This window comes from Chryseobacterium sp. CS3K3.1, from assembly GCF_059515165.1.
This window is the reverse complement of the sequence record NZ_JCAKRV010000009.1, coordinates 1-21,567: the sequence shown is the minus strand read 5'-3', so window position 1 is coordinate 21,567 and position 21,567 is coordinate 1. Positions and strand designations below refer to the sequence as shown.

The 21,567-nt window shown below is 35.6% G+C and carries 22 protein-coding genes; 10 read left to right on the top strand and 12 right to left on the bottom strand.

The window, feature by feature from the left end; translation table 11 throughout:
• Positions 1 to 34: 34 nt before the first annotated feature.
• Positions 35 to 1,921 (bottom strand): DNA topoisomerase IV subunit B, encoded by a 1,887-nt coding sequence (locus AC5YGI_RS10135; RefSeq protein ID WP_227943794.1) that lies wholly within the window; start codon positions 1,919 to 1,921, stop codon positions 35 to 37.
• Positions 1,922 to 2,237: 316 nt separating this feature from the next.
• On the bottom strand, positions 2,238 to 2,789 hold the full coding sequence (locus tag AC5YGI_RS10130) for a DUF2867 domain-containing protein (protein ID WP_496168192.1): 552 nt from the start codon (positions 2,787 to 2,789) through the stop codon (positions 2,238 to 2,240).
• Positions 2,790 to 3,011: 222 nt separating this feature from the next.
• Between AC5YGI_RS10130 and AC5YGI_RS10125 the strand changes: the two genes are divergently transcribed.
• Together AC5YGI_RS10125 and AC5YGI_RS10120 are read left to right on the top strand one after the other, a co-directional pair.
• Positions 3,012 to 4,160, top strand: coding sequence for a methionine aminotransferase (locus AC5YGI_RS10125; RefSeq protein WP_496168190.1), 1,149 nt, complete (start codon positions 3,012 to 3,014; stop codon positions 4,158 to 4,160).
• A gap of 449 nt (positions 4,161 to 4,609) precedes the next feature.
• Entirely contained in the window at positions 4,610 to 4,786 is a 177-nt protein-coding gene (locus tag AC5YGI_RS10120) for a hypothetical protein (RefSeq protein ID WP_330746654.1), read from the top strand.
• Positions 4,787 to 4,874: 88 nt separating this feature from the next.
• Here the strand turns inward: AC5YGI_RS10120 and AC5YGI_RS10115 are convergent, their stop codons facing one another.
• Positions 4,875 to 5,639, bottom strand: coding sequence for an SDR family NAD(P)-dependent oxidoreductase (locus tag AC5YGI_RS10115; protein ID WP_496168187.1), 765 nt, complete (start codon positions 5,637 to 5,639; stop codon positions 4,875 to 4,877).
• A gap of 89 nt (positions 5,640 to 5,728) precedes the next feature.
• Entirely contained in the window at positions 5,729 to 6,667 is a 939-nt protein-coding gene (locus tag AC5YGI_RS10110) for a helix-turn-helix domain-containing protein (protein WP_496168185.1), read from the bottom strand.
• A 280-nt stretch (positions 6,668 to 6,947) separates the two neighbouring features.
• Here AC5YGI_RS10110 and AC5YGI_RS10105 point away from each other — a divergent pair, with 280 nt between their 5' ends.
• Genes AC5YGI_RS10105 through AC5YGI_RS10090 form a run of 4 tightly spaced genes read left to right on the top strand, consistent with a single transcriptional unit; the run spans position 6,948 to position 7,847 of the window.
• Entirely contained in the window at positions 6,948 to 7,136 is a 189-nt protein-coding gene (locus tag AC5YGI_RS10105; RefSeq protein WP_330746657.1) for a hypothetical protein, read from the top strand.
• Positions 7,137 to 7,163: 27 nt separating this feature from the next.
• Positions 7,164 to 7,355 (top strand): hypothetical protein, encoded by a 192-nt coding sequence (locus AC5YGI_RS10100; RefSeq protein WP_330746658.1) that lies wholly within the window; start codon positions 7,164 to 7,166, stop codon positions 7,353 to 7,355.
• Between the two features lie 54 nt (positions 7,356 to 7,409).
• On the top strand, positions 7,410 to 7,568 hold the full coding sequence (locus tag AC5YGI_RS10095) for a hypothetical protein (protein WP_330746659.1): 159 nt from the start codon (positions 7,410 to 7,412) through the stop codon (positions 7,566 to 7,568).
• Between the two features lie 33 nt (positions 7,569 to 7,601).
• Positions 7,602 to 7,847, top strand: coding sequence for a bacteriocin (locus tag AC5YGI_RS10090; RefSeq protein WP_330746660.1), 246 nt, complete (start codon positions 7,602 to 7,604; stop codon positions 7,845 to 7,847).
• A 159-nt stretch (positions 7,848 to 8,006) separates the two neighbouring features.
• Here the strand turns inward: AC5YGI_RS10090 and ychF are convergent, their stop codons facing one another.
• The 6 genes from ychF to AC5YGI_RS10060 all read right to left on the bottom strand — a co-directional run bounded on the left by ychF (position 8,007) and on the right by AC5YGI_RS10060 (position 14,305).
• The gene (gene ychF, locus AC5YGI_RS10085; RefSeq protein WP_202838764.1) at positions 8,007 to 9,098 is read right to left on the bottom strand and encodes a redox-regulated ATPase YchF; all 1,092 of its coding nucleotides are present in this window, start codon (positions 9,096 to 9,098) and stop codon (positions 8,007 to 8,009) included.
• Positions 9,099 to 9,276: 178 nt separating this feature from the next.
• Complete coding sequence (locus AC5YGI_RS10080) at positions 9,277 to 9,828, bottom strand: ferritin (protein ID WP_330746661.1); 552 nt, start codon at positions 9,826 to 9,828, stop codon at positions 9,277 to 9,279.
• A gap of 240 nt (positions 9,829 to 10,068) precedes the next feature.
• The gene (locus AC5YGI_RS10075; protein WP_496168181.1) at positions 10,069 to 11,685 is read right to left on the bottom strand and encodes a glycoside hydrolase family 10-like protein; all 1,617 of its coding nucleotides are present in this window, start codon (positions 11,683 to 11,685) and stop codon (positions 10,069 to 10,071) included.
• A gap of 128 nt (positions 11,686 to 11,813) precedes the next feature.
• Positions 11,814 to 13,619, bottom strand: a complete 1,806-nt coding sequence (gene typA / locus AC5YGI_RS10070; RefSeq protein WP_062675162.1) for a translational GTPase TypA — start codon at positions 13,617 to 13,619, stop codon at positions 11,814 to 11,816.
• A gap of 137 nt (positions 13,620 to 13,756) precedes the next feature.
• Positions 13,757 to 13,963 carry a bacteriocin-like protein gene (locus tag AC5YGI_RS10065; protein ID WP_137905639.1) on the bottom strand — a complete coding sequence of 69 codons (207 nt, stop codon included), beginning with the start codon at positions 13,961 to 13,963 and terminating at the stop codon, positions 13,757 to 13,759.
• Positions 13,964 to 14,050: 87 nt separating this feature from the next.
• Positions 14,051 to 14,305 carry a DUF1294 domain-containing protein gene (locus AC5YGI_RS10060; protein WP_411413043.1) on the bottom strand — a complete coding sequence of 85 codons (255 nt, stop codon included), beginning with the start codon at positions 14,303 to 14,305 and terminating at the stop codon, positions 14,051 to 14,053.
• A 128-nt stretch (positions 14,306 to 14,433) separates the two neighbouring features.
• On the opposite strand from AC5YGI_RS10060, the gene AC5YGI_RS10055 reads away from it, so the two are divergent.
• Positions 14,434 to 14,790 carry a hypothetical protein gene (locus AC5YGI_RS10055; RefSeq protein ID WP_330746664.1) on the top strand — a complete coding sequence of 119 codons (357 nt, stop codon included), beginning with the start codon at positions 14,434 to 14,436 and terminating at the stop codon, positions 14,788 to 14,790.
• A gap of 67 nt (positions 14,791 to 14,857) precedes the next feature.
• Here the strand turns inward: AC5YGI_RS10055 and AC5YGI_RS10050 are convergent, their stop codons facing one another.
• A complete protein-coding gene (locus tag AC5YGI_RS10050; protein WP_496168177.1) occupies positions 14,858 to 15,535 on the bottom strand; it encodes a YceI family protein in 678 nt (225 codons plus the stop codon).
• A 263-nt stretch (positions 15,536 to 15,798) separates the two neighbouring features.
• On the opposite strand from AC5YGI_RS10050, the gene AC5YGI_RS10045 reads away from it, so the two are divergent.
• Positions 15,799 to 17,922, top strand: coding sequence for a Tex family protein (locus AC5YGI_RS10045; protein WP_496168175.1), 2,124 nt, complete (start codon positions 15,799 to 15,801; stop codon positions 17,920 to 17,922).
• Positions 17,923 to 17,965: 43 nt separating this feature from the next.
• Positions 17,966 to 18,616 (top strand): HAD family hydrolase, encoded by a 651-nt coding sequence (locus AC5YGI_RS10040; RefSeq protein WP_496168173.1) that lies wholly within the window; start codon positions 17,966 to 17,968, stop codon positions 18,614 to 18,616.
• A gap of 70 nt (positions 18,617 to 18,686) precedes the next feature.
• Here the strand turns inward: AC5YGI_RS10040 and AC5YGI_RS10035 are convergent, their stop codons facing one another.
• A complete protein-coding gene (locus AC5YGI_RS10035; protein WP_454511940.1) occupies positions 18,687 to 20,027 on the bottom strand; it encodes a LuxR C-terminal-related transcriptional regulator in 1,341 nt (446 codons plus the stop codon).
• A 1,022-nt stretch (positions 20,028 to 21,049) separates the two neighbouring features.
• On the opposite strand from AC5YGI_RS10035, the gene AC5YGI_RS10030 reads away from it, so the two are divergent.
• Positions 21,050 to 21,487 carry a transposase gene (locus AC5YGI_RS10030; protein WP_330746669.1) on the top strand — a complete coding sequence of 146 codons (438 nt, stop codon included), beginning with the start codon at positions 21,050 to 21,052 and terminating at the stop codon, positions 21,485 to 21,487.
• Positions 21,488 to 21,567: the final 80 nt, after the last annotated feature.

Genomic DNA, 21,567 nt, shown 5'->3' with positions numbered 1-21,567 from the left:
GCCTTACAACCAGTTTTTTAAAGTTACAGTTTTTTTAATTTTCTACTTCATCCAGGAGTTCTTTTTTATCAATATCTGTATCATCCTCTACCACAAGATTTTCAAGAATAAAAGTCTGTCTGTCCGGAGTATTTTTCCCCATATAAAATTCCAGAAGCTGATCAATCGTCTGGTCTTTTCCTACTACTACGGGTTCCAGGCGGATATCTTTACCAATAAAGTGCTTAAATTCATCAGGAGAAATTTCTCCTAATCCTTTAAATCGCGTGATTTCAGGATTTTTCCCCAGTTCATTTAATGCTTTTACCCTTTCTATTTCTGTATAGCAATATCTTGTTTCTTTTTTATTTCTAACTCTGAATAACGGAGTCTGAAGGATATAAAGGTGTCCGTTTTTAATCAGATCCGGGAAGAACTGCAGGAAGAAAGTAATCATCAGCAAACGGATGTGCATCCCGTCAACATCGGCATCGGTAGCAATAATTACCTGATTGTATCTCAGGTCTTCCAGACTTTCTTCAATATTTAAAGCTGCCTGAAGAAGGTTAAATTCTTCATTTTCATACACCACTTTTTTGGTAAGACCATAACAGTTCAGCGGTTTACCCTTCAGTGAAAATACAGCCTGAGTCTCTACATCTCTGGATTTTGTGATCGATCCCGATGCAGAATCTCCCTCGGTAATAAAGATCTGGGTATCTCCTTTTCTTTCGGCTTTCTGGTCGTTATAATGCTGCCTGCAGTCACGAAGTTTTTTATTGTGAAGAGATACTTTTTTTGCTCTTTCTCTGGCCAGTTTCTGAATTCCGGATAGCTCTTTTCTTTCTCTTTCGGAAATTAAGATTTTTCTCTGAATTGCTTCTGCTATTTCCGGATTTTTGTGTAAGAAATTGTCCAGTTTACTCTTTAGGAAATCAATGATGAATGTTCTTACGGTAGGTCCGTTGGGTCCCATGTCATTGGATCCTAATTTTGTTTTGGTCTGGGATTCAAAAACAGGTTCTTCCACGTTGATGGAAATTGCGGCAATGATCGACTTTCTGATATCAGAAGCATCAAAACTTTTATTGAAAAATTCACGAACTGTTTTCACATACGCTTCACGGAAAGCATTCAGGTGTGTTCCTCCCTGCGTTGTATTCTGTCCGTTAACGAAAGAGAAATAGGTTTCTGTCTGTGATTTGTCGGAATGGGTAATGGCAACCTCAATATCATCATCCTTCAAATGAACAATCGGATAAAGGATATCGCTTTCCAGCTCTTCTTCCAACAAGTCTTTAAGACCGTTTTCAGAATAGTAGGTTTCTCCGTTGAAGAGAATTTTGAGTCCCGGATTCAGGTAAGCATAGTTACGGAGCATTCTTTCGATATACTCTTTTCTGTATTTGAAATGCAGGAAGATCTCTCCATCAGGAATAAAGGAAATTTCGGTACCGTTTCTGTCCGAAGTTTCTTTCTCGTCAAAGTTCTCTTTGATCATCCCACGGGAGAATTCGGCAGCTTTCATTTTTCCGTCACGGAAAGAACGAACTCTGAAATAATCTGAAAGGGCATTTACCGCCTTGGTACCGACCCCGTTCAGTCCTACAGATTTCTTAAACGCCTTACTGTCGTATTTACCTCCGGTATTCATTTTTGAAACCGCGTCTACCACTTTTCCTAATGGAATCCCACGACCAAAATCACGGATGGTAACTTTACCGTCATCCAGCTTGATTTCAATTCTTTTTCCTGCTCTCATCCTGAACTCATCAATAGAGTTATCAAGAATTTCTTTTAGCAGGATATAAATACCATCATCAGCAGAAGAACCGTCACCGAGCTTCCCGATGTACATACCGGGGCGCAGACGGATGTGTTCCTGCCAATCGAGGGTTCTGATATTATCTTCGGAGTAGGTTGGATTTATTTCTTGTGACATATATGATTTCAGCAAACATACAAAAGTACAAAATTGTCCAAAATTATCCGAATTTTTTCAACGTGTTTTTTTCAATATTCTACTACAAACATTGTAGTATTTTTAATCAAATTATATATTTACGAAATTATCATTATCAAGTGAAAAATTTCTTTACTTTCCTCATATTCTTTATAATTTTATTCTTTTCAACCTGTTTTTATGACAGATCTCAGGGATCATCAATTAAACAACCTGGATATTGAGTTATTATTAAACTTTATCCCTTAAAAACAATGACCATCCTGTGATGAGGATGGTCATTTTATATCAATATCTACACGGTATGCAATTTCTTCTTTTCCAGCTGCCCGATCATATTTTTCAGCATAGCCGGAACAATCAGCTTATGGAAAGGGCGTACAGGCAGAAAATAAAGCACACCCAGCCAGTTATGATACTTTACGGTAGTGGAAATGGTAAGTGAATTTTCATCAGGATGTACCTTACTCTTTTCAACTAGAAGAGATACTCTGAAATCCAGGTGCTTATCATCTTCTCCCAGAACAATTTCGTTGCTGGTTTTATCAAACACCTTAAAAAGCCCCATACGTTCTCCTACTTCACATTTAAAATCCTTTTCCTTTTGCCGTGTTTCAGCTTCAGATCCGGTCTTCAGCCCGAATATTCCCACTGCTTTATTCCTGAAAGCAAACATTTTCTTTCCCCATTTTGGCCCGCTTGTAAAGAATGCTCTTCCTACTTCTGAGATATCGATATTCCGGCCTCCATCCGCAAATTCTCCTTCAAAACTATCGATATAATTGAAATCTTTTTTTCCCGGAGATAAAATAGATTTTTCAGGAAATTCTGTCTTCTTAATCTTCATTGTCATTGTTTTTATGGTTGTTGTCTAACAAATGTAAGTATCTTTCCATTAACTTAAAAGGAAAATTTAAACAAATGTTTAGATTTATTTTATACTATGAAACTGACTATTTAATTTACAATTTCCATCATTCTCTTTAAACCTGCTATTTTCTAATTTTTATTACCATAAGTTCAAACTGTTTTAAATATTTCATTAAATTCGGTCAACAAAACTGCTTTTATGATACAACTTCCTTTATCAAAACTTTCCAACGTAGGAACTACTATTTTCAGTCAGATGACTCAACTTGCCAATGAAAATGAGGCGATCAACCTTTCTCAGGGTTTTCCTGATTTTATGCCAGATCCGGAATTACTCAATGATGTGGATCACTTTATCAAAAAAGGGTTCAATCAGTATGCTCCTCTTGGCGGAATGATTGGCTTAAAGGAAGAAATTGCACGAAAAATTGAGAACAGCCATCAGGCAGTATACCATCCGGATTCTGAAATAACAATTACCGCAGGCGGCACCCAGGCCATTTTTACCGCTATCGCCTCCTTTATTAAAAGGGATGACGAAGTGATTATTTTTGAACCGGCTTATGACTGCTATGAACCTACTGTGGAACTTTTCGGAGGAATTATAAAGCGCTTTGAAATGAAAGCTCCGGATTACGAAATTGACTGGGCTGCCGTAAAAAATCTTGTCAGTGAAAAGACCAGAATGATTATTCTTAACAATCCCAACAACCCTTCAGGAAAAATCCTGAAAGAAAATGATATACAGGAACTTATTGAGATTGTAAAAGGAACTTCCATTCTTATTTTGAGTGATGAAGTGTATGAAAATATTGTTTTTGATGGGAAACAGCATGTAAGCATCTGTAAATACCCTGAGCTGAAAGAAAGAAGCCTTCTTGTAGCCTCTTTTGGGAAGCTTTTCCATGTTACCGGGTGGAAAGTGGGCTATTGTGCTGCACCAAAAAACCTAACAGATGAATTCCGAAAGGTTCATCAATTCAATGTTTTTTGCGTAAATACTCCCATTCAGCTCGCACTGGCAGAATACATGAAAAATGATGAACATTACACCCATCTTAATCAGTTTTTCCAGGAAAAAAGAGATTTCCTGAGAAAAGGCCTTGCAGGCACATCGTTTGAGCTTCTGGATTGTGAAGGAACTTATTTCCAGGCAGTAAAATATGATAAAATTTCAGATAAAAATGATTTTGATTTTGCTTCAGAACTTACCATCAACCATAAGGTAGCCAGCGTTCCTTTCTCTTCATTTTATAAAAACAGGCTGAACGAGAATGTGATCAGATTATGCTTTGCGAAGAAGCAGGAAACACTGGAAAAGGCTCTTGAGAATTTATCAAAGGTTTAACAGTAATCTATTTTTCATCCACCTTATTCCCATTGATTTTTCAGATTGGCAGATCAAAACTGTCGGTCTTGTCTGTTTAATCTGTGGAGTATTTATTTATAATATTATTCCTGTCCGATTAAATTAAAGCATGAGTATGAGGTGCTCCCCTGGAGCTATATTTAAAACAAATACGTTCTATTAGCAGTCAGTTCCCATAGGAGCTGGATTTGATCCCATCGGAATCTGCTGTTAGTAGAAAAAAAGTGAAGTTCCTGCAAAAAAATAAAGCTCCGGAGGAGCGGCCTGTTAATGATACGTAAATATTGATATTTAAATGTTTTTATAGTTTTATCAATAGTAATGTCATCATATATAATCATTATTTAGTGATTTATTTAGTTTATTTTTCCTATTTTATCTAAATCAAAAAAAATAATAAATCAATAATTACCAAAAATAAAACTACCATGAAAAACAAGAATTTAAACAAAGGAAAAAAATTAACCAGAAAAGAACTGCAAACATTCAACGGAGGATTGGGCAACATAAGATGCACCAATTCTTCAGGCTACTGTATCTACATCGGACCCGGCTGTTCAGAACAAAAATGCCAGCTGCCGGAACCTCTTGAAGCTGTTGAATAAAATACATTACTCCATATCCGGAATCGGCCGGCTCATTCTGAGCCGGCCGATTTATTTAAAGATAATAATTCACCAAGGTTATGACACTTTATAAGAACATCCCTCCTGAAACTTCAATTCTTTGCCCGTTGATCCATCTTGCATCTTCCGTACACAGGAATGCCACCACTCCACCAATATCATCAGGAAGACCTACTCTTCCCAAAGCTGTAGCACCAGCTACCATGGAATTGATTTCTTCATTATCTCTCACCCTTCCGCCGCCAAAATCTGTTTCAATAGCTCCAGGAGCTACAACATTGGCTTTGATTTTTCTTGAACCTAATTCTTTCGCCATATATTTTGTGAGCATTTCAACTCCTGCTTTGATGGATCCGTAAACAGAAGATCCCGGTGTTGCGAATCTTGCCAAGCCTGAAGACACGTTGATAATTCCTCCTCCGTCATTGATAAATGGCAATAATTTCTGAGTCAGAAAAAATACGCCTTTAAAATGAATGTCTACCACATCGTCCAACTGTTCTTCTGTCACTTCTGTAATCGGTGAATATAAAGCTGTTCCTGCATTATTGACCAGGTAGTCAATATGAGTGCTTCCTGTATTTTGCTGTAAGTGATCTGTTACGTTTTTCACAAAAGTATCAAAGCTCTTAGTATCTTTTGTGTCAAGCTGAAATGCAACAGCATTCCTTCCCATTGATTTGATCTCATTCACAACAGCTTCTGCTTCTTCTTTATTGCTTCTGTAGGTAATAATAACATCTAATCCCTTTTGAGCAATTTTAAGTGCTGAGTTTTTCCCTAATCCACGGCTTCCTCCGGTTACCAGTGCAATATTTGTTTTTGTGTTCATTGTATTTTGATTATTTTGATGGTACAAAGTTGGGAAATTTTCAGGCTGAAGGGTTTGCTTGAATCAATCTGAAATTTGCAAAATTCAAATCAGGAACGGAATTCCAATGGAGTAAAGGAAGTTTTCCTTTTAAAGAAATTGGAAAAGTGGGCAATTTCCTCAAATCCCAGCGCATACGATATTTCTGAAACATTCCATTTTGTCTGTTTTAAAAGTATTTTAGCTTCCTGAATAATCCGGTCCGAAATAAACTCCGTAGTTGTTTTTCCTGTACTTTCCTTTAATCTTTTGTTTAAGTAATTGACATGAACCGCCAACCGGTCTGCATAATCTTTTGCAGTCTTCAATTGCAGTCTCTGTTCCCAGGATTCTATGGGAAACTGTCTTTCCAGCAGCTCTATAAACAAAGAAACCACTCTCATGGATGCATCATTTGACGATGATATTTTAGAAGCAGGCTGTAATTTCTGTCCGTAATGGATTAGCTCAAGAACATAGGTTCTGATCAGATCATATTTAAACACATAATCTGAATCAATTTCCTTTTTTATCTTTTTAAAAAGGTTTTCAATCTCTTCTGCCAGTTCACCATCAATTTCGAAGATCGGCACTCCACCTGGCTGGAATATAGGAAGATCTTTGAGGTTGTAGTACGATTTATCCTTGATGAAAAAGTCTTCGGTAAAAACACAGAAACTTCCTGACTGATCGGGATCTTCAGGAACCCAGTGATAAGGCACTTTAGGCGTTGCAAATAACAGAGCGTTCTCTTTAATTGAAATGACCTTGTCGGCATATTCTGCTCTGTTCCGTCCTTTTATAAAGCTTATCTTATAATACTTCCTTCTGTTATAAGGCATTTCAGAAGTAGTTCTTGCTCTTTCTATCGTTTGGGCAATATCAAAAACATTAAAATGACCAATATCTTTGTGAAGTCCTTTTGGAAAAATACTTTCAAGATCTTTGCCCAGTTTGGCAGCCATCTCTTTATAAAAATCTTCCAGTGAAGTAAATGCTAATTTTTCCATCACAAATAATTTGTAAAATTCAAATATACAAACTTATCAACCAATATTTTTTGAAATGAGTCCAGATTGTTTGGCGAAGCAAAAAAGTCTTTTTAAATATCAAAAATAAAACCTTATTAACTTATTGAAAAATTCAATGTATTTGCCGATTGTAGTTAATATTCACCATCAATATCATAATAAAATATTTAAAAAATCCTCTATTTTTTTCTAACGACAGTGATATACTTCATTTATTTTTATTACTTTCGTTAAAACTAACCCATTAAAAATCAAATCAATGAGAAATCAAATCAGTCAGATTGGAAAAAAATTAAACAAAAAAGAATTAAGAACAATCAAAGGAGGTCTTATTAACTGTATGGAACCTGTTTTATGTCCAACACCATGTGAGCCATCTTCTGATCCATACGGATGTACAATCATTTCTCCTAAATGTGCACAAAAAGAGTGCAGACCAGAGTTATAACGATAGTATCATTTTAAACAAAAAACTATGAAAAAGATTGAATTAAGCAAAGGTAAAAAGCTTGAAAAAAAACAATTAAAAATGATTCACGGGGGCTTGCTGGATTGTATGGAGGCAGTTCCGTGTACAGAGTTTCCTTGCGAAACTTATCCACCTGGAGATATTAGAAACTGTACTATATTTTCTCCAAGCTGTGCACAGAAAATTTGCAGACCGTAAGACATCATATTTCTTGAATTCTAATTTTATCAATAATCATTAAAATCTAACATTATGAAAAATCAAAATTTAGCTAGCGGAAAAAAATTGAATAAAAAACAATTAAGAGTAATTACTGGTGGAAAAGAAATGTGCTTGCTTCCAGACCTTACTTGTAAGAAATATTCTTTTACCTGTGCAGAAATTCAATGCCAGCCTGGTATTGAATTGTAGCCAATAAAAAACTAAACCATAAGACTTTAACGAATGAGAAATCAACATGTAAATAATGGTAAAAAACTCAATAAAAAAGAGTTGAAAACCATTAAAGGAGGTGTGATGATATGCAGCCATCAAGGTATTTGCGCACAGATTCATCCTTCATGCTATGAACCGGAGTGCCGAACTGGACAGGCGCAGTTAAAATGTACAGATACCATCAATAACTGTGTAGTTTTCTCTCCATCCTGTATCGAGCCAAAATGCCGGTTTGATATAGGTATTCTACTTTAAAAATAAAAATACTGCTCTCTACTTCAGGGAGCAGTAATTTTTAGTACCTGTCCCAAATATCAAAATATAAACAGACAGCCTACATTATTAATTTTACGCAAAAAACGCTCCCAAATACATGGAAGCGCTTTTTTAATATAACTAACTTTAATACTTTTCTTATACGTTGAATCTGAAGTGCATGATGTCACCATCCTGTACAATATATTCTTTACCTTCTACAGAAAGCTTTCCTGCTTCTTTTACCTTTACTTCAGAACCATAATTTACATAATCATTATACTTGATTACTTCTGCACGGATAAATCCTTTTTCAAAGTCTGTGTGGATTACTCCTGCAGCTTGCGGAGCCGTCCATCCCTGTCCGATAGTCCAGGCTCTTACTTCTTTTACTCCGGCTGTAAAGTATGTTTGAAGTTTTAAAAGATCATAAGCTTTTCTGATCAAACGGTTAACCCCTGGTTCTGTAAGTCCCAGCTCATCAAGGAAAATTTCTCTTTCTTCGAAAGTTTCAAGTTCGTTGATATCAGCTTCAATCTGTGCTGCCAATACTACGACTTCAGCACCTTCACCTGCAGCCATTTCCTCAATCTTGGCAATCCATTCATTTCCGTTTTTGATAGAGTTTTCGTCTACATTACAAACATAAAGAACCGGCTTATTCGTCAACAACTGAACTTCTCCGATAATTGATTTTGTAAAATCATCAGCAGCAAATTCTCTTGCATTTTTACCATCTTCAAGGAATTTCTGTAAATTCTGAAGTGTTTCGTAAGTAAGAATATCCTCTTTCTTCCCTGATTTGATGAATTTTTTAGCTTTTTCAACTGCTTTTCCTACCGTTTCAAGGTCTTTCAGCTGAAGTTCTATATCAATAATTTCTTTATCTCTTAACGGATCTACTGAACCTTCTACGTGAACGATATTTCCATTGTCAAAACATCTTAAAACATGAATAATCGCTTCACACTCGCGGATGTTAGCCAGGAACTGATTTCCCAATCCTTCTCCTTTGCTGGCTCCTTTTACAAGACCTGCAATATCAACAATTTCAACCACAGCTGGTAAAACTCTTTCAGGTTTTACGATTTTCTCCAGTTCAAACAATCTCTGATCCGGTACAGAAACCGTTCCAAGGTTCGGTTCAATCGTACAGAAAGGATAGTTTGCTGATTGAGCTTTTGCGTTGCTCAGACAGTTAAAAAGAGTTGATTTACCTACATTCGGTAAGCCTACGATTCCACATTTCATATTGTAAAATTCAAAGTTTAAGGTTTAGGGTAACTCAAGGTTTCTCCAACTTTAAACATTGAACTCAGAACCTTGAATTACGAGTGTGCAAAGATAGTGATTTTTGAGGGAGTTTCATAATAAAAAAATCTGCCGATATTCTGACAGATTTTTAAATGGCCTGGTTTCACCAATTGTTTTAAGGATTATCCCCTGTAGCATTCTGAGCCAGCGGCACATCATTCGGTGCTTCCTGCAAAGTTTTATCTAAAGTAAATAAAGATTCATCTGTTGCCCTGTCGCCGCCTGCAATTTTTAATTTATCAATTAAGTTCTGCGCTAATGTTTCTTCTTCAATCTGTTCCTGTACAAACCATTGCATAAAATTCCATGTAGCCCAGTCTTTTTCTTCAAGAGAAAGATCTACAATTCTGTAAATTGCGGTGGTATTGTCAACTTCATGCTTAAAGACGCCATCAAAACAGGCAGTAAGGCTGTCCGGATCTGCCGGAGGAGCGGGAATAGCGTCTACTTTTGGTTTTCCACCGCGGTTTAAGATATATTCCATGAATTTGATGGAGTGGTTTCTTTCTTCCTGAGCATGGCGGTAAAGAAAATTGGCAATACCCTGATAACCTTTATCATCAGCCCAGATCCCATAAGATAAAAAAACGTGTGATGCATGAATTTCTTTGTTCATCTGATCACTTAATGCCTTTTCCATGTTGTCGGAAAGTCTTTTAGTATTCATAATGTTATATTTTGGTGATTATGGGATGAATCATGCAAAAACAGTTCCGATAGGATTATTATTCCGTACAAAAATTCCAAAACACCTTTAAAATACAACTGAAATTCAGTAACTTAAATTAATAATTTATAGTTATTCTAAAATAAAACCGGCTCTGTCTGAGAACCGGTTTTTTAAATTTATGATTGAGATTGCTTCACCTAAAGGTTCGCAATGACCAATTTAGAATGGGCATACTAACTATTTAATCTTTCTTGCTGTATAATCACTCTCATTTCCTAATCTGTCGATAGCTTTGATGGCAACAGCATTCAATTTTTTTCCGTCTTTAGATTTGGGAATATCTTTTGAAAGCGTATCCAATGTCAGAATTTCTGTTTGCCATACTCCGTTGTACTGAGTAAAAAGTACCCACAGGAAAACATCTGCAGCATTTTTTGTACTCCAGCTTGTCTGAGCAAAGCTTCCGTTATCAGCAATAAACAAGGTTGGAGTCTGCAATGGAACCGCTTTAATCCACGGAGATTTTGGAACTAATGCTTTTTCATTGTATGGTCCGCTTTTCAAAGCGGGAAGCATATTTGGATTTTTGCTAAGCCCGGCAATACTCCAATGAATTTCTCCGGCATCATTTTTAAGGATATTTCTGGAAATTGCAATCTGGTTTTTGATTTCAGCCGGACGGTCTGATACTTTTATTTCAACAGTATTCAATCCCGGCCACAGGTGACGTTTCATTGTATTTTCAGACTGCCACCAGCTTAACAGGCCTTCGAAGCTTTGTCCTTTGGAATCTATAGGCCAGTAAAGCTGTGGTGAGAAATAATCTACCCAGCCTTTATTTAACCATAATTTAGCATCTGCATACAGTTCATCATATTGTAATGATCCTACAACTCCTGCCGGATATCCTGGTTTCCATATTCCGAACGGGCTGATCCCGAATCTTACATTATTTTTTTCTGCGTGAATTTCTTTATAGATACGTTCTACAAATTTATTCACGTTATCCCTTCTCCAATCTGCCCTGGATAAGGTTCCGCCACTGCTTACATAGGCATTCCAGCTTGCATTATCAGGAAAATCCGCACCTTTATTGTAAGTAGCATAAGGATAGAAATAATCGTCGAAATGTACAGCGTCAATATCATATCTTTTTACAATATCTTTCACCACATTGGATACGTGACCTTGTGTTTTCGGATTAGCAGGATCAAACCAATACATTCCATTCTTTAGTCTAACCACAATATCAGACAGTTTATTGGCCATTGACAGCTTATTTACCGCACCTCCGTTGGTATGATGTGCACGGTAAGGGTTTAACCAGACATGGAGCTCCAGACCTCTTTTATGAGCTTCTTCAATCCAGAACTGAAGCGGGTCATAATTGGGATATGGTGCAGTTCCTGTTTCTCCGGTCAGAAAGTAAGACCATGGTTCGATATTACTGGTATAAAGGGCATCTGCCGAAGGTCTGATCTGGAAAATAGCGGCGTTGAAATTGTTATCTTTCAGCATATCAAGCATACTTATTGCTTCTGCTTTCTGCTGATCCACCGTAAGATCATTTCTTGATGGCCAGTTGATATTGGCAACACTTGCGATCCATGCTCCACGGAATTCTCTTTTGATTTCGGGAAGATTGGTTCTGAAATTTTCTTCACCGGAAGCTCCTGTATTTGTAGCAGGTTTTACAGCTGTCGGATTTACTTTCGGAGGATTTGTATTGTTGATTGGTTTTGTCGGATTCTTCGCGGAAGGTGTTTTTACAACGTTGTTCTGAACGGAACAGGAGGTAGCGTAAGATGCAAAAACGCCCAATAAAACGATAAGTTTTAATTTATTCATTCTCATAGTCACAAAACTACTTTAAAATTTATTTTTTTATTTCAGAGATTATTATGCCAAAATAAGCATTTAATGGGTAGGTATAGAAAAAAAGCCTCGAAAATCGAGGCTTTGATTTTATGTATAAGATTTTATTATGCTTTTGCAGATCTTTCTACTCTTTTTCTTTCTTCTTCAGAAAGAATTTTCTTTCTCATTCTGATGAAGTTCGGAGTTACCTCAATCGCTTCATCACCCTGGATGTATTCCATACATTCTTCAAGTGAGAATAAGATTTTCGGAGCAACACCAGTATCTTTATCTTTTCCGGAAGCTCTCATGTTGTTCAACTGTTTTGCTTCTACGATGTTTACTACTAAGTCACCAGGTTTGTTTTGCTCACCGATGATCATTCCTGTGTAGATTTCCTCACCTGGATCAACGAAGAACTTACCTCTATCCTGCAGTTTAGCAATAGAATATTCTGTAGCAGGACCAGTTGTTTTGCTGATTAAAACACCATTGTTTCTTCCAGGAATAGCACCTTTGAAAGGCTTATATTCTGTGAAACGGTGTGCCATAATAGCTTCACCAGCTGTAGCTGTCAACATCTGAGAACGTAATCCGATCAAACCTCTTGAAGGAATTTCGAATTCCATGTGCTGCATTTCACCTTTAGTTTCCATAATGTGAAGGTCACCTTTTCTCTGAGTTGCCAGGTCAATAACTCTTGAAGCAAATTCTTCAGGAACGTCAACAACCAAAGATTCATAAGGTTCACATTTCTCACCATCAATTTCTCTGAAGATAACCTGCGGCTGACCAATTGTCATTTCGTAACCTTCTCTTCTCATTGTTTCGATCAAAACTGATAAGTGAAGAATACCTCTACCGAATACAAGGAATGTATTGGCATCGTCAGTCTGCTGAACTCTTAAGGCAAGGTTTTTCTCTAATTCTTTTGTTAATCTTTCTTTCAGGTGATTAGAAGTAACATATTTACCGTCTTTACCAAAGAAAGGTGAGTTGTTGATAGAGAACGTCATATTCAGCGTAGGCTCATCAATTGCCGTTCTTTCCAATGGCTCAGGATTTTCAAGATCTACGAAAGAATCTCCGATCTGGAAAGCATCAAATCCTACTACAGCACAGATATCACCTGCCTGTACTTCAGTTACTTTTTTCTTTCCTAATCCTTCAAAAACGTAAAGTTCTTTTACTTTTCCTTTTACAATTTTACCATCTGCCTGAGCAAGACCAATCCATTGAGATTCTTTGATCTCCCCTCTTGTCACTTTCCCGATTGCAATTCTTCCTAAGAATGAAGAGAAGTCAAGAGAAGTGATCTGCATCTGAAGATTACCTTCTGTTACTTTTGGTTCAGGAACATATTGTAAAATACCATCCAATAATGGTAAGATATCTTCAGTTTGCTCTAATGAAGTGTTGAACCATCCTTGTTTTGAAGATCCATAGAATGTAGGGAAATCCAATTGCTCTTCTGTAGCATCAAGGTTGAAGAACAGGTCAAATACTTTATCATGAACTTCGTCAGGACGACAGTTTGGTTTATCTACTTTATTGATAACCACTAATGGTCTCAATCCTAATTCCAAAGCTTTCTGAAGTACGAATCTTGTCTGTGGCATTGGTCCTTCGAACGCATCCACCAACAAAATAACCCCATCAGCCATTTTCAATACTCTTTCTACTTCTCCACCAAAATCGGCGTGACCAGGAGTATCGATTACGTTAATTTTTGTGTCTTTATAAGTAACAGAAATATTCTTGGATAAGATCGTGATCCCTCTTTCTCTTTCAAGATCGTTGTTATCCATAATTAACTCCCCACTCTCCTGATTTTCTCTGAAAATGTTGGTAGCGTGAATGATCTTGTCAACCAAAGTCGTCTTTCCGTGGTCAACGTGTGCGATAATCGCAATATTTCTAATGTTTTGCATAAAAGATTTTTACGGGTGCAAAAGTAGTGATTTTTAATGAAAAAATATTTAGTTATACAAATATTTAATATTTTGTTTAAAATACTTATTTACAAGACAATAAAAAAAGAGTGCTCAAAAAACACTCTTTAGATTATTTATACACAAGCCTGTACTTCGCATGGATCTACTGCAGGCGGTTCTCCACATATAATGTCAAACTCTGCACAATTGCTGGAGAATCCGGTTCCCCATCCCCATCTTACAACGCATGTATCAGCATCTTTGCATCTTACCATTCCTTTGACGATTCCTCCCTGAACTGATTTCATTTCTGTTCTGGAAATTTTTTTGAGATTTTTCATGTTGTTCTTTATTTGTTATTAGCCTGATAAAGATAAAAAAAATAAATCATGACAACTATTTATTAAAAACATTTAACATTTTTAATATCAACGTCTTATTAATCTGTAAAACACAACCAGGTCAATCAAAACCACAAGCACAAATTTTACTAAAAAAGATTTTTTTGAAGTTTTATGATTGAAAATCACCATTCCTGAAGCCGCTCCTAAAATTCCACCTAGAAGGGAGATTCCTAAAAGAGCATTTTCGGAGATTCTCCATTGATGTTTTTGGGCCTGCCATTTATCAAATCCAAAGATCCCAAATGTAATCAGGTTTGTTATAAAAAGAAAAGGAATCATTCAAAAAATTAATTTGTGGCAAAAATAAAGCTTAATTTGTATATGGAAACAACTTTACAACCATGAATATATTTATAATTTTATCAGAATAAGATTTTATAAATTTGCGCTTCCTAAAAATAAAATCAATGACAGTACATGATCTTGCAGGAAGCTACTCTATTGAAGGAAGTAATCAGGAAGAGTCTTCCCTACCCACATATCATGGTATATTAACCATATCCATTGACGAGAATAACCGTATCATCGCGCAATGGATTATCGGCGACCATATACAAAATGGCACCGGATTTTATAAAAATCAGATCCTGGTAATCAACTTCAATTATGAAGGTGAAGATCATAAAATATATAAGGGTGTTGCTGTATATCGCTGTCTAAATAAGGATATACTTGATGGATTCTGGTCTGAAAAGCACGGTAATCCTCTATATCTTGGAAGTGAATATTGTGTGAGAATTCAGAATTCAACGATTTTGAACTGATTTTTAAGTAAATAAAAAGGGCTGCCTTTTAAAAAGACAGCCCGGTTGTTATTAAAGTTTAAATAACTTATTTTTTAGCTTTTACATCGATAGCAATCTCGATATCTTTGCTGATCATCCATTCTGCAGGGTCTGCTTCTGAAGTACCGAATTTGATTCCCCAATCTGCTCTGTTTACTGTAAATTTAGCCTGAATAGCCGCTGAGTTTTCAGTCACATCTACTTTAGCAGGGAAAGTAACATTCATTGTTTTTCCTGATAATGTAAGGTTTCCGCTTACTGTTTTATTAGCTCCTGCTACTGCATCTTTTGGTGCTTCCTTCAAATCTGTAACACTGGTAATTTTGAAATCTGAAGTAGGGTTTTTAGCTACATCAAAGAAATCAGGGTTTTTAAGGTGAGCTTCAAGGTCTGCCGGTTTTTTATCTTTTTCTGTTACTGAAGCCGGATCTACTTTGATAGAATTCATGTCAATAATAAAGTTTCCTGCAGCAACCTGACCTGCATCAACACTGATATCTCCTGATTTTACAGTAAGTGTTCCCCAACGAGGTGCCATACCTCCCTTGTGGAATGCTTTCCAGTTTACTACTGAAGCTGCTGTGTCTACTGCCAGTGTTTCTCCTTTACTTTCAGCTACTGTCTGTTCCTGAGCTGTTGCTGCAGACTCTGCTGTTTTTCCTTTATCACATGATGCCATAAGCAATCCTACTCCAACTAATGCAATTACGCTAATTTTTTTCATATTGAACTGTTTAAAAAAGTTTGAATTTTGTTGTTTTCGGGTACAAAAATAGAAAAACCTATTTGGAGGAGCCTTAACATACATCAAGAAATGTGGTATTTTTGTAGTATTTGTAATGATAATACCATTTGCGGAAATATTTCTATTAAATTAAATGCCTACCGAAATAATTGGTATAATATATAAAAATAAACAGATTAATACATTCAGGATCTATATTTTCTCATTCCAAAACCCTATTTTAGCTATCCGAAAACAGAACAATGACGACCGTAGAATTTATCCAGAGACATCTCAATATTTCAGAAAAGAGCATCAACAATACTTTACAATTATTAGCAGAAGACTGCACCATTCCTTTTATTTCGCGTTACCGAAAAGATAAGACAGGAAACCTTGATGAAACACAGATTGAACAGATTTCAAAAATCAGCAAGCAGTTTGAGGACATTGTTAAAAGAAAAGAATCTATTGTAAAATCGATAGAAGAACAGAATTCATTAACGCCTGAACTTCAGCAGAGAATAGAAGAAAGCTTTGATATCCAGGAGCTGGAAGACCTTTACCTGCCTTTCAAAAAGCGTAAGAAAACCAAAGCAGATACTGCCAAGGAAAAAGGGCTGGAACCCTTAGCCAAAATCATAATGAGCCAAAAGAATAACGATCTGCAGTTTTTGGCTTCAAAATATCTTAATAATGAAGTAAGTTCTGAAGAAGAAGCATTGCAGGGAGCAAGAGATATCATGGCAGAATGGATCAATGAAAATATGTATGTCCGTAAAAATCTCCGAAGATTATTTCAGCGTAAGGCTGTTATCACTTCTAAAGTTGTAAAAGCCAAAAAAGATGAAGAGGATGCGCAAAAATTTTCCCAATATTTTGAATGGGAAGAAAGCCTTGCCAGAACTCCTTCGCACAGACTTCTTGCAATGTTGAGAGCAGAAGCGGAAGGTTTTGTAAAAACAAATGTAGCTGTAGATAAAGAAGAGGCAATCGGTTTTATTGAAAAAGCGGTCATTAAATCCAACAATGAAAGTTCGGACCAGATTGCACTGGCCATAAAAGACAGTTATAAAAGACTTCTGGAACCCGCTATTTCAAATGAAACATTACAGGAAGCCAAAGAAAAAGCAGACAAAAAAGCAATTGAAATTTTCTCTGAGAATTTAAGCCAGCTGCTTCTTGCCCCACCTTTGGGAGAAAAAAGAATTCTGGCAATAGATCCCGGATACCGAAGCGGATGCAAAGTTGTGTGTCTGGATGAGAAGGGAGACTTACTGCATAACGAAACCCTCTACCCTCACGCTCCGCAGAATGAAAGCGGAATGGCGATGAAAAAAATCCGTTCTATGGTGAATGCCTATAATATTGAAGCTATTTCCATTGGTAACGGAACAGCAAGCCGCGAAACAGAATTCTTTATTAAAAAAATTGCTTTCGATAAGCCTTTGCAGGTTTTTGTAGTTTCTGAAGCCGGAGCATCCGTGTATTCTGCAAGTAAAATTGCAAGAGATGAGTTTCCTTCGTATGATGTAACAGTACGTGGAGCTGTTTCTATCGGAAGAAGACTTTCTGATCCGCTGGCTGAATTGGTGAAAATTGATGCTAAATCTATAGGCGTTGGGCAATATCAGCACGATGTGGACCAGACTCAACTGAAAAATGAGCTGGATTCTACTGTGATGAAATGTGTAAATTCGGTGGGAATTAATTTAAATACCGCCAGTAAGTCACTATTGAGTTATGTTTCCGGAATCGGAGAAAAAATGGCAGAAAACATTGTGAATTACCGTACTGAGAACGGAGCATTTGAAGACAGAAAACAGCTTAAAAAAGTTCCAAGGCTTGGAGAAAAAGCCTTCCAGCAAGCTGCCGCTTTCGTGAGAATCACCAATGCCAAAAATCCACTGGACAACTCTGCAGTACACCCGGAAGCGTATGGAATTGTAGAGAAAATGGCAAAAGATTTGGGTATTAAAACCACTGAGCTGATTGCCAATAAAGAAAAAATAGCTCTGGTAAAACCGGAAAACTATACAACAGGAGAAATCGGAATTTTAGGAATTAAAGATATTTTAAAAGAACTTGAGAAGCCGGGACTGGATCCTAGAAAAGCAGCAAAAGTATTTGAATTCGACCCGAATGTTAAAAGCATCAAAGATTTAAAAGCAGGAATGATTCTTCCCGGAATTGTCAATAATATTACCGCTTTTGGGTGTTTCGTAGATCTTGGAATCAAAGAAAGCGGGCTGGTTCATATTTCCCAGCTTAAAGATGGCTTTGTATCAGATGTGAATGAAGTGGTAAAACTTCATCAGCATGTCCGTGTAAAGGTAACGGAAGTGGATGAAGCAAGAAAAAGAGTACAACTGAGCATGATTTTGTAATGTTTAACCGTTATGTATTTAAATTAAACCAACAATTATCATTTTGAAAACAAAGAACTTAATCTTCGATCTGGATGGAACATTATGGGATTCCAGAGCTACGATTATCAAAATATGGAATAAAGTATTGGGTAAACATCAGTTGATCCAAAAAGAACTGAAACCTGAAGACATGAATCAGTATATGGGATTATTAGCTCATGACATTGTAAAAGATATTATTCCCGGCATTTCAGACCTGCAGGTTCAGGAACTCCTTTCTGAAATTGTAGGCGAAGAAAATAAAATTCTACACTTAGAAGGTGGAATTTTATATGATGGTGTGGAAGAAACTTTAAAGAATCTGGCTAATACCTATTCTCTTTTCATTGTAAGCAACTGCCAGGATGGGTATATTGAATCTTTTTTAGATTATTATCAATTCAGTGATCTGTTTGTTGATTTTGAGTCCCACGGAAGAACCCGAAAAAACAAATCTGAAAACATACAGCTTCTTATGGAAAGAAATCAGTTATCTGCTGAAGACACCATATATATTGGAGATACCCAAACTGATTATGATTCTGCAACATCCAATGGGTTACCATTCATATTTTGTAAATATGGATTTGGAAAGTTAACCAACCCTCTGTATGAGCCGGCGATTCTTTCCTTTTCACATTTAGGACTCCGCATTTCCGATATAACCCAATAGAGGCCGTCTCTCAGACAGCCTTTATTTTTACCCATACACTTACAAGTTCACGTAAAATGCGATTGAATTATTATTTGGAATTTAAATTTTGCAAGAAAAAATAAAGATCCACATCGGATGGAATATTTAATTTTTTCCTTAATCTATTTTTCTTTGTTTGTACCGATCTGTGCTGCATAAAGCCATATTGTGCAATTTCCTTAGAGGAAAAGCCCAGTTGTATCATTGCACAGAAAGAAAGTTCATTTGCTGACAGCTTTGGATTAATCTCAAAAAGCTTTTCAACCAGCTCAGGATAAGCACTTTGATATTCATTAAAAAACAAAGGATCATTTTTCTTTGCTAAAAACACCAGCCTTTCATCATTAGCAGACATTTTTTTCATTAAAACTTCCGTCTCTAATTCTTTCTCCTCTATTATTTTATGCTTTTTGGCAATTCTTTTACGATAGACAAAAAAAACAATTATAATAACGCCTAATAATGTAAAAACGATTACATTGTATATGATGGCTGAATGCTTTTTTTCAATATCATTTTTCTCCTTTTCCAGAAGCATTTTATCAATAGAAGTATTGATTGACTCATCCCATATCTTTCCAAGGCTATCATTTAATTTCGTATATTTCTCCAGATAATCTTTTTCTTTGGAATCATTGTTTAATTTTTTATAGGTCTTGGCAATAGCTTGATACAATGCGGGAACCTGATAAATTCTCTGGGTCTTTTTGAGTATTTCTACCGATTTGGTATAATAGTCTAATGCCTGACTATAATCCTGTTTATCAAATAAAAAATTCCCATAATAAAAATAAGTAAGCGCCCTCTGGGAATCCCAGTAATCTTTTTTTTCTAAAAGAGAAAATGCTCTGTTAAAATATACCTGTGCAGAATCCTCATTTTTACCAAAAAGCAGATAGTGATTAGCAATCGTGGAATTGATAACCGGTGTAGGTTTTACATCTAACGCTTTGTGCAGATAGATTAATGAAGAGTCAACCGAATTTGTTTCCCTTAAAAAGTCGGCTCTGTTTGCATACACAACGGATAAAATTTCCCGGTCATGCTTATCTTTTATTTGTTTACCATAATAAATTGACCTGGCATTATACTTAATCGCTTTTTTATAAAGACCTATTACAAAGTTTGCCTGGCCATACTCCTGATATAGTCTTGTACACAGGTAATAATCTTCCATCCCTTCAAGGTCATTTTCAGCCAGCTGAAGGTATTTGAAGGCTTTTTCATACATCCCGACAGTCGCATACATATTACCCAGATTAATATATGAAAGTACGACTCCTTTTTTATAATCCTGTTTTTTACTGATATTGTAAAATTTCGTATTAAGGTCAATTAATTCTTTCTTTCTCCCACTTACTCTCAAATTCTCATTTACTTTGATCAACATACTATCTATATATTGAGGGGTGTATGTCTGAGAAAAGTATAAGTTAGAAAACAAAAAATATATCAGCGTGCTTAGCAATACTTTCGAAAATTGGTTAAGCTTTAATGTTTGCATAGTAAATTTAATAATAATTAGTTTCTAAAGTGAAAAAGCAAGATCAGATTCTACCACAAAAAACTACTTAACAAGATATTAATAATAACTTCTTCAACCAAATTACAACGCACAATTTAGTTTCCATAAAATTAAATAAAAAAAACATATCGCTATAAAATTTTTGCTAATTTTAGTTAAATTAAATAATATATCATGATCATATTCACCATATGTTGATTAATTGAAACGCATAAACAGTCAATCTTAATGAATTAAAAATCATCAGAAATTTATTTATATTAATAAATTTATTGAGGTAGTAAACCAATTGATAAAATTTCTTTTTTGCATTAAATCTTCATGCCCCGGATACTACTACAATGGCAAACTATAAATTGATGTACTTTTGATGTATATAAAATTTTGCTTTAATCATATACCAGATTTAACTTTGTAACAGTAAAATTTATTGATACAATCTGATATAAAGCACAAAAAAAATATTGAGTTGAGAATTTAATTAAAGTTTTCACACAAATAAAAACATCCGTTGTAAAACTTTCAGTTCTCAATATTTAATAACAAAATCAGTTTTCATTTTTATAGAAATCTATAATACTGATCAAAGTTGCTACTCCCGTTTTACGGGAGTTTTTTGATCCTATACCATAGAAATTGATGTATCTCTGATGTAGAGCCATTTAATTAAAAAAAAATAATGAATGCTAAATTTGAACAAATGATAGAAAAAAGGTTACCCTTATTATTTTCTCTTCTCAGGTAGGAATTAATATTACCTGTATAGAACATAGTGAAAATACTCACTATAATCCAAACCATATCTGTCATCCAACCAACGAAAATAAGTCCTAAGACTTAATTATTCTTTGCAAAAAAAAAATTTTAACTATATAATACCGTTTATTTTGAATTTTAAAAAAATACATATTGGCAGTACTATTAAAGCTAAGTTTCAGGAAGAAGCACTGGACATGCAGAGAGCATGCAGTTTCATGAAATGTACTGAATCTGAAATTGAACAAATGTTCCTTGAACAAGATCTGACAACTGATAAATTATTGAGGTGGAGCAAGTTGCTGGAGTATGATTTTTTCCGGGCCTACTCACAACATCTTATACTCTTTTCTCCTCCCAAAAAGGAGGCTTCCCATAAAACTTCCGATAAAAAAACATCTTCTCTGCCAGCGTTCAGGAAAAACATCTACACCAAGGAAATAATAGAATTTATTCTTGAGCAAATTGAAACAGGAAAAAAAACAAAGCTGGAGATAATAAATGATTATAAAATCCCAAAAACTACACTATATAAGTGGATAGCAAAGTATACGGATAAAAACAAGTAGACATCAACTTTATTTTGTATAGTCATAAAGTTTTATGGCTAATACTCTGCTTAAAACAATATTCATTAAATAGGTAAAAA

Excerpts from the sequence above, each read along its gene's own strand:
- AC5YGI_RS10135 (WP_227943794.1), bottom strand. The coding sequence starts at position 1,921 with ATGTCACAAGAAATAAATCCAACCTACTCCGAAGATAATATCAGAACC.
- AC5YGI_RS10130 (WP_496168192.1), bottom strand. The coding sequence starts at position 2,789 with ATGAAGATTAAGAAGACAGAATTTCCTGAAAAATCTATTTTATCTCCG.
- AC5YGI_RS10125 (WP_496168190.1), top strand. The coding sequence starts at position 3,012 with ATGATACAACTTCCTTTATCAAAACTTTCCAACGTAGGAACTACTATT.
- AC5YGI_RS10120 (WP_330746654.1), top strand. The coding sequence starts at position 4,610 with ATGAAAAACAAGAATTTAAACAAAGGAAAAAAATTAACCAGAAAAGAA.
- AC5YGI_RS10115 (WP_496168187.1), bottom strand. The coding sequence starts at position 5,639 with ATGAACACAAAAACAAATATTGCACTGGTAACCGGAGGAAGCCGTGGA.
- AC5YGI_RS10110 (WP_496168185.1), bottom strand. The coding sequence starts at position 6,667 with ATGGAAAAATTAGCATTTACTTCACTGGAAGATTTTTATAAAGAGATG.
- AC5YGI_RS10105 (WP_330746657.1), top strand. The coding sequence starts at position 6,948 with ATGAGAAATCAAATCAGTCAGATTGGAAAAAAATTAAACAAAAAAGAA.
- AC5YGI_RS10100 (WP_330746658.1), top strand. The coding sequence starts at position 7,164 with ATGAAAAAGATTGAATTAAGCAAAGGTAAAAAGCTTGAAAAAAAACAA.
- AC5YGI_RS10095 (WP_330746659.1), top strand. The coding sequence starts at position 7,410 with ATGAAAAATCAAAATTTAGCTAGCGGAAAAAAATTGAATAAAAAACAA.
- AC5YGI_RS10090 (WP_330746660.1), top strand. The coding sequence starts at position 7,602 with ATGAGAAATCAACATGTAAATAATGGTAAAAAACTCAATAAAAAAGAG.
- ychF (WP_202838764.1), bottom strand. The coding sequence starts at position 9,098 with ATGAAATGTGGAATCGTAGGCTTACCGAATGTAGGTAAATCAACTCTT.
- AC5YGI_RS10080 (WP_330746661.1), bottom strand. The coding sequence starts at position 9,828 with ATGAATACTAAAAGACTTTCCGACAACATGGAAAAGGCATTAAGTGAT.
- AC5YGI_RS10075 (WP_496168181.1), bottom strand. The coding sequence starts at position 11,685 with ATGAGAATGAATAAATTAAAACTTATCGTTTTATTGGGCGTTTTTGCA.
- typA (WP_062675162.1), bottom strand. The coding sequence starts at position 13,619 with ATGCAAAACATTAGAAATATTGCGATTATCGCACACGTTGACCACGGA.
- AC5YGI_RS10065 (WP_137905639.1), bottom strand. The coding sequence starts at position 13,963 with ATGAAAAATCTCAAAAAAATTTCCAGAACAGAAATGAAATCAGTTCAG.
- AC5YGI_RS10060 (WP_411413043.1), bottom strand. The coding sequence starts at position 14,305 with ATGATTCCTTTTCTTTTTATAACAAACCTGATTACATTTGGGATCTTT.
- AC5YGI_RS10055 (WP_330746664.1), top strand. The coding sequence starts at position 14,434 with ATGACAGTACATGATCTTGCAGGAAGCTACTCTATTGAAGGAAGTAAT.
- AC5YGI_RS10050 (WP_496168177.1), bottom strand. The coding sequence starts at position 15,535 with ATGAAAAAAATTAGCGTAATTGCATTAGTTGGAGTAGGATTGCTTATG.
- AC5YGI_RS10045 (WP_496168175.1), top strand. The coding sequence starts at position 15,799 with ATGACGACCGTAGAATTTATCCAGAGACATCTCAATATTTCAGAAAAG.
- AC5YGI_RS10035 (WP_454511940.1), bottom strand. The coding sequence starts at position 20,027 with ATGTTGATCAAAGTAAATGAGAATTTGAGAGTAAGTGGGAGAAAGAAA.